Raw genomic sequence first — 6619 nt, 5'->3', positions numbered from 1 at the left:
GCCCCCCCCTTCTTCCCGGGCCCACCCCGCCAACGCGCGCCCCGCCCCGGGGCCCGGCGGGGCGCCGGGGGCCCGGCGGCTCGCCCCCCCGTCCGGTCCGTCCGGGCCTGCTCCTACGGGGCCTGGACGGCGTCCGGGGCCGGGAGCGCCTCCAGGAGGGGGCGCAGCCGGGTCGTCCGCTCCTGTGCGGGGGTCTCGGCCACCGCGCGCGGCAGCGCCTGATCCACGCCGTGCACCACGGACAGGTGCCGCTCGGCGCGGCTGAACGCGGTGTACACCCATGGCCGGCTCAGGCCCCGGGCCGCGTCGCCCGGCAGGACGACCACCACGGCGGGCCAGCGCATCCCGGCCGCCTGATGGGCACTGAGCGCCCAGCCGTGCCGCACCGACGACCCCACCCCGTGCTGGGGGACGACGACGGGTGTGCCCGCGCAGTCCAGGTGCAGCCCCTCGGCGTCGGCCGAGACGACCGACCCGGGGACCGCCCTGCCGGGTGCGGGCACATGGACGACGCGGTCGCCGGGGTCGAACCCGCCGAACCGGCCGGGGCCGGGGTTGAGCCGCTGCTTGAGCGCCGCGTTCAGCGCCGTGGTGCCCGCCGGACCACCGTGCCCGACGGTGATCACCTGGGTGTCGGAGGAGGGTACGCCGATGGCGCGCGGCACCGAGTCGGCGACCAGCTGCACCGTGCGGTGGACGGCCTCACCGGCATCCCGGACGGGGACGATCACGACCTCCTTGCCAGGTGCGTCGACCGGGCCGATCTCGCCGATGCCGATGCCCGAGACCAGCTCGCCGATCGGCCCGGGGTCCGGGGTGCGGGACACCACCTGGGGGCAGGCGCGCGCGGCGAGCACATCCGCGAACACCCGGCCCGCCCCGGCGGACCCGAGCACACCCGGATCGCCGCTCAGCACCAGCCGGGTGCCGTCGGCCAGGGCCTCCACCAGCATCGCGGCGGTCTCCACGTCGAGCTGCGGGGCGTCCAGCACCACCAGCAGATCGAGGGCGAACGCACCGTCCGCGTCCCGGCCCGGACCGGCGGTGCCGGACAACAGGCCGGAGAGCGTCACGGCGGCCTGCGGGTCACCGGCCGCGGCGGTCAGCCTGCGCACGCCGTCCGTGCTGTGGGCGGTCGCGAGGGCCCGCAGCCCCAGGGCGCGCGCGGCGGCGATCAGGGCGGCGGGCTCGGCCCGGGCACTCTCGCCGCCGCTGTGGGCCACCAGCCCGGCGGTCGCGACCGTCCGGATCAGCTCACCCGCCGAGGGGGACGGGGCCGCGGCAGCGGCATCCGCCCAGTCGGCGCCCCTCTCGCAGGAGTTGATGAGGCGCCCCAGGCCGTCGGCGAGGCTTTCCTCGGCCAGGGCGTACCGGTCGAGGCCCAGCAGGACCGGCACCGGCTCCTGCGCGTCGCGCGTCCCGTCCCCGGCCTCCTCGCCGTCCGTCTCCTCCGTCCGCGCGGCATCCGGCGCCTGCGACGGATCGAGGCCGTCCTGGAAGACGAGGACCACGCCCTCGGCGACGGCGTGCTGCACGGCCGCCTCGGGATCGGTCACCGCGCGCCCGGCGAGCGCCGCGCGCACCTGCGACGCGTCGAGCGCGGTGTGGCCCCGCAGCGCGGCGCTTTCCAGCTGCCAGCCCACGAGGGCCGCCGTGCGCCGCTCGTCGTCCGGCCCGCACTCCGCGCCCAGCAGGGCTCGCGCGAAGCCGTCGGCCTGTTCCGGGCGGACACCGGGCACGGACAGCAGCTGCCAGGGATCCTCGCGCAGGAGGTCCGCGGCCTGCTCACCGAGCGTCGCAGCCGCCGGGCGGGCCAAGGCCTCGGGTGCCCCGCCCTGGGCGAGCACGGCCGCGACCGAGGCCGCGGCCTCGGGGGACGCGCTGCGGACGGCGGGCCGCGCGGGGGCCGGGGACGGCCGGGCGGGCGCCGGGCCGGAGGGGGCGGCCCGGCGGGGTGCGGGCGCCGTCGCGGGCGAGTCGAAGAAGGCCGTGCCCGGCTTCTCGCCGCTTTCCACGGCGCGAACGGCCGCGAGCAGGTCGGCCGCCGGGCCGCTCAGCTTCGTACCCGCCGGGATGGGCCCCTCCTTCTCGGCCTTGCGCTTCTCGATCCGCTCGCGCAACTCGCGCTGGGCGGCCAGCTCCGCCTCGGCCTCCGAGAGCGCGGCCGGCCCGTCGGCCGTGTCGCTGGCGGATGCCCCATCGGTCGCGGGAGCCTCCTGCGCACTCCCTCCCGCGGCTCCCTCGGTGGTCCTCGCCGCGGTCGTGGGAGTCACCTCCTCGGCCGCCGGGTCCTCGTCCACGGTCTCGGGAGCCCGCTTCGCACCTTCCGCGCCGTCCTCGCCGGGCGTGCCGCCGGCAACGGCGTCGGGGCCGCGGTCCTCGTCGTTCTCGGCCGCGGGGTCCGGGGTTTCCCCCCGGGGAAGCGCAGTCACAGCGTGCTCCAGTCCTGGTCGGGATAACGGTGCACGGGCGCCGACACATCGTCGAGCGCCTGGCAGATCTCGTCAGGAAGACTAAGCGCCTCCACCGACAACGCCTCGGTCAGCTGCCGCGCGTTGCGCGCGCCGACGACCGGGGCCACCACCCCGGGGCGGTCCCGAACCCAGGCGAGCGCGACATGGAGGGCCGTCGTGGCCAGGCCGTCCGCGGCCGTGGACACCGCGTCCACGATCCGGCGCGCGGGTTCGTCGAGATACGGCTCGACGAACGGCGCCAGCTGCTCCGAAGCTCCTCGCGAGTCGGACGGCGTGCCGGCGCGGTACTTGCCGGTCAGCACCCCGCGGCCGAGCGGGGACGAGGGAAGCAGCCCCACCCCGAGGTCCAGCGCCGCAGGCAGCACCTCCCGCTCGACGCCCCGCTGCAGCAGCGAGTACTCCATCTGCGTACTGGCCAGCCGGGTGCGCAGCCCGGGGGAGGCGAGCTGCCAGGTGGCGGCCTTGGCCAGCTGCCAGCCGCTGAAGTTCGACACCCCCGCGTACCGCACGCGCCCCGACGACACCGCCAGGTCCAGCGCCTGCAGCGTCTCGTCCAGCGGCGTCACGGGGTCGAAGGCGTGGATCTGCCACAGATCCACGTAGTCCGTCCCGAGCCGCTCCAGGGACGCGTCGAGCGCGGCGAGGAGATGCCCGCGCGATCCGTCGGAGCGGCGGTAGGGGTCGCGGACGCTGCCCGCCTTGGTCGCGATGACCAGATCCTGGCGCGGCACCAGCGTGTCGACGAGCCGCCCGAGCAGGTACTCCGCCTCCCCGCCGCCGTACACGTCCGCGGTGTCGACGAGCGTGCCGCCCACGTCCCAGAAGGCCTTCAGCTGGTCGGCGGCGTCGTGCTCGTCGGTGTCCCGGCCCCAGGTGAGGGTGCCGAGCCCGATCCGGGACACGCGAAGGCCGGTACGGCCGAGATGCCTCTGCTCCATGGGCGCTGAGATTACTGGCCACGGCTCCACGGGGTGGAAGCCTGTGGACAACCCGGCAGCCGGCTGCCGGACCTGCCGGATCCCGGAACCCCGCGCTAGAGTCCGGGACACAGGTACGTTACTGATCGGTAGAGGGAGCGTGGCTATGCGGCTCGGCATCAATCTCGGTTACTGGGGTGCGGGTATGGACGGCGACAACCTCGCCGTCGCCCAGGAGGCCGACCGGCTCGGCTACGACGTCTGCTGGGCGGCCGAGGCCTACGGCTCCGACGTCCCGACGGTGCTCGCGTGGGTCGCGGCGCAGACCGTGTCCATCGACATCGGCTCGGCCATCATGCAGATCCCGGCCCGCCAGCCCGCCATGACGGCGATGACCGCGGCCACCCTCGACTCCCTCTCCGGGGGCCGCTTCCGCCTCGGTCTCGGCGTGTCCGGACCCCAGGTCTCCGAAGGCTGGTACGGCGTCAAGTTCGACAAGCCGCTGGCGCGCACCCGGGAGTACGTCGAGATCGTGCGCAAGGCGATGTCCCGGGAGCGCCTGTCGTACGACGGCGAGCACTGGACGCTGCCGCTGCCGGACGGTCCGGGCAAGCCCATCAAGCTGACCGTCCACCCGCAGCGCGAGCACATTCCCCTCTACATCGCCGCGATCGGCCCGAAGAACCTGGAGCAGACCGGTGAGATCGCCGACGGGGCCCTGCTGATCTTCCCGTCCGCCGACCACCTCGAGGAGACCGCGGTGAAGCACCTGCGGGCCGGGCGGGAGAAGGCCGGGAAGACGATGGAGGGGTTCGACGTCTGTCCCACGCTGCCGCTCGCGGTCGGCGACGACGTCAACGGCCTCGCCGACATGTTCCGCCCCTACACCGCCCTGTACGTCGGCGGCATGGGCAGCCGCAAGCAGAACTTCTACAACCAGCTCGCCCAGCGCATGGGCTACGAGAAGGAAGCGGCCGAGATCCAGGACGCGTACCTGTCCGGCGACAAGAGCGGCGCCGCGGCCGCCGTGCCGCACCAGCTCATCGACCAGACCACGCTGCTCGGTCCGGTGGAGCGGATCGCCGAGCGGATGCAGGCCTACGCGGCCGCGGGTGTCACCACGCTCACCCTCGCCCCCGCGGGCTTCACGCTAGACGAGCGGATCGCGGCCCTGCGCGCCGGCACGGACGCCCTGGAGCGCTCCGGCCTGGCCGCGTAGCCGCCCCGCCGGACCCTCCCGGAACAGTTCTACGGCCGTGGTGGGGGCTCGGGGGGTCCTCCCCGCCACGGCCGTCACCCGGAACAACGCGCCGCGCGCCTCCCGGTTACGCCCGTACCCCGCCCGGCCCCGTTCCTGTTGCCTACCGCTCCGTACGGAATTTGACTGTGCCTCTGCGGACACCGGAGCGAAAGGTGGCAGTGATGCTGTCGGCAAAGAGTCTGTTCCAGGAAATCCTCGACAACGACGAGTCCTTCCGGCTGTTCTGTTCCATCGCCGCGGGCGGGGAGTCCCAGGGCGGCTGGGAGAACGGCCGTATCGCCGCCCTCGTCCCCGCGGGGCTTCGCGAGCTCGCTCCCAAGGTCGCCCGGCACGGAGCCGACGAGGAGAAGCACGGCCGGATCTTCAACGGCCTGCTGAAGCAGCGCGGGCTGCAGCCGGCCGCGGTGCCGTACGAGACGGACTACACGCTGCTCCTCGAGCGCCACGGCATCGGCCTCGCCCATGACCGGCTCAACCGTGACGAACCGCTCACCGAGCGGGACATCATCGTGTACCTGGCCCACAGCCGTGTCACCGAACAGCGGGCCTCCGAGCAGATGCGGCTCCTGCTCAGGCACTTCGCCGGCCACCCCGCTCTCGGCCACGCGGTCAAGATGATCGCGCGTGACGAGGACAACCACCTCGCGTACTGCCATGAGGAACTGCTGCGCTTCGCCCGGGCCGGGCACGGCAGGACGATCCAGTCCGTCCTGCGCGACTGCGCCCGGGCCGAGATCCGCGTGTACCGCGACGTCAGCCTCGCCGTGATGAGCCACATGGGCCGGGTGCTGGGCTGGTCCCGCCCCAAGGCGGCCGTGCTCGCAGCGGGCATCCACGCGACGTACGCCTACGAACGGCTGGCCGGCTGGCGGCGCATGGTGAGCCTGGCACCGCCCGCGCGGCGCAACGCCCTGGGCGGTCCGGTGGAGACCGAGGCGGAGTTCGCCTGAGGCCTCCGCGGCCCCCCAGGGCTACATCCAGCCGCGGCGCTTGAACAGGCGGTACAGGCCGAAGACCGCGCAGCCCATCAGCGCGACCACCGCCGGATACGTCCACGCCCAGTCCAGCTCGGGCATGTGCGTGAAGTTCATGCCGTAGACGCCGGCCACCATGGTCGGCACGGCCGCCATCGCGGCCCACGCCGAGATCTTGCGCATGTCGTCGTTCTGCCGCACCCCCATCTGCGCCAGATGGGCCGCCAGGATGTCGGAGAGGAGCCGGTCCAGCCCCTCCACATGCTCGTTGGCGCGGGTCAGGTGATCGTTCACGTCCCGGAAGAACGGCTGCGAGTGCTTGTCGACGAACGGCACGCCTGGGCCGGCGAGCCGGGCCATCGGCGCGCTCAGCGGGCCGGTCGCCCGGCGGAACTCCAGCACCTGCCGCTTGAAGGTGTAGATGCGCGCGGCGGTGTTCTTCGAATCGCCGGAGCCGCTGGGCGCGAACACCTGGGCCTCCAGCTCCTCCAGGTCGGCCTGCAGCTCGGCCGCGACCTCGATGTAGTGGTCCACCGCGGCGTCACTGACCGCGTACAGCACCGCCGTGGGGCCGTGCCTGAGCACCTCGGGCTCGGCCTCCAGACGGCGGCGTACCGCCGCGAGAGGCGCGCCCTCGCCGTGCCTGACCGTCACCACGAAGGAGTCGCCCACGAAGATCATCAGTTCGTCGGTGCTGACCGTGTCGCTCTCCTGCTCGTAGACCACCGGCTTGACGACCACGAACAGCGAGTCGTCGTAGATCTCCAGCTTGGGCCGCTGATGCGCGCGCAGGGCGTCCTCCACCGCCAGCGGATGGAGCCCGAACTCGCTGCTGACGAGGTCGAACTCCTTCTCCGTGGGCTCGTGCAGCCCGATCCAGACGAACCCGTCCCCGGCGGCCCGCGCCTCCTCCAGGGCATCGGAGAAGTCGGCGGGGCCGTCCGTCCGGCGTCCGTCCCGGTAAATGCCACAGTCCACGATCACGCGCGCATT

5 protein-coding genes are annotated in these 6619 nt (G+C 73.8%); 2 read left to right on the top strand and 3 right to left on the bottom strand.

The annotated features are described in order from the left end of the window. Positions 1-113: 113 nt before the first annotated feature. Complete coding sequence (locus AB0F38_RS17930; RefSeq protein ID WP_361893615.1) at positions 114-2432, bottom strand: helix-hairpin-helix domain-containing protein; 2319 nt, start codon at positions 2430-2432, stop codon at positions 114-116. Then, a complete protein-coding gene (locus tag AB0F38_RS17925; RefSeq protein WP_361893612.1) occupies positions 2429-3412 on the bottom strand; it encodes an aldo/keto reductase in 984 nt (327 codons plus the stop codon). The genes AB0F38_RS17930 and AB0F38_RS17925 overlap by 4 nt, the downstream gene beginning before the upstream one ends. Positions 3413-3557: 145 nt before the next feature. Here AB0F38_RS17925 and AB0F38_RS17920 point away from each other — a divergent pair, with 145 nt between their 5' ends. After that, positions 3558-4610, top strand: coding sequence for an LLM class F420-dependent oxidoreductase (locus tag AB0F38_RS17920; protein WP_361893609.1), 1053 nt, complete (start codon positions 3558-3560; stop codon positions 4608-4610). 203 nt (positions 4611-4813) lie between these two features. Next, complete coding sequence (locus AB0F38_RS17915; RefSeq protein ID WP_361893607.1) at positions 4814-5602, top strand: ferritin-like domain-containing protein; 789 nt, start codon at positions 4814-4816, stop codon at positions 5600-5602. Between the two features lie 21 nt (positions 5603-5623). Here AB0F38_RS17915 and corA read toward each other — a convergent pair whose 3' ends face one another. After that, complete coding sequence (gene corA, locus AB0F38_RS17910) at positions 5624-6610, bottom strand: magnesium/cobalt transporter CorA (protein ID WP_361893604.1); 987 nt, start codon at positions 6608-6610, stop codon at positions 5624-5626. Positions 6611-6619 lie beyond the last annotated feature (9 nt).

Origin of the sequence: Streptomyces sp. NPDC025273 (genome assembly GCF_040638585.1) — a bacterium.
GTDB lineage: Bacteria > Actinomycetota > Actinomycetes > Streptomycetales > Streptomycetaceae > Streptomyces > Streptomyces cinereorectus.
The sequence above is the reverse complement of the archived record's forward strand: the minus strand, read 5'-3'. Positions and strand labels throughout refer to the sequence as shown.

What these genes read in the sequence shown, in the direction of transcription:
- AB0F38_RS17925 (WP_361893612.1), bottom strand. Translation starts at nt 3,412, where the DNA reads ATGGAGCAGAGGCATCTCGGCCGTACCGGCCTTCGCGTGTCCCGGATC.
- AB0F38_RS17920 (WP_361893609.1), top strand. Translation starts at nt 3,558, where the DNA reads ATGCGGCTCGGCATCAATCTCGGTTACTGGGGTGCGGGTATGGACGGC.
- AB0F38_RS17915 (WP_361893607.1), top strand. Translation starts at nt 4,814, where the DNA reads ATGCTGTCGGCAAAGAGTCTGTTCCAGGAAATCCTCGACAACGACGAG.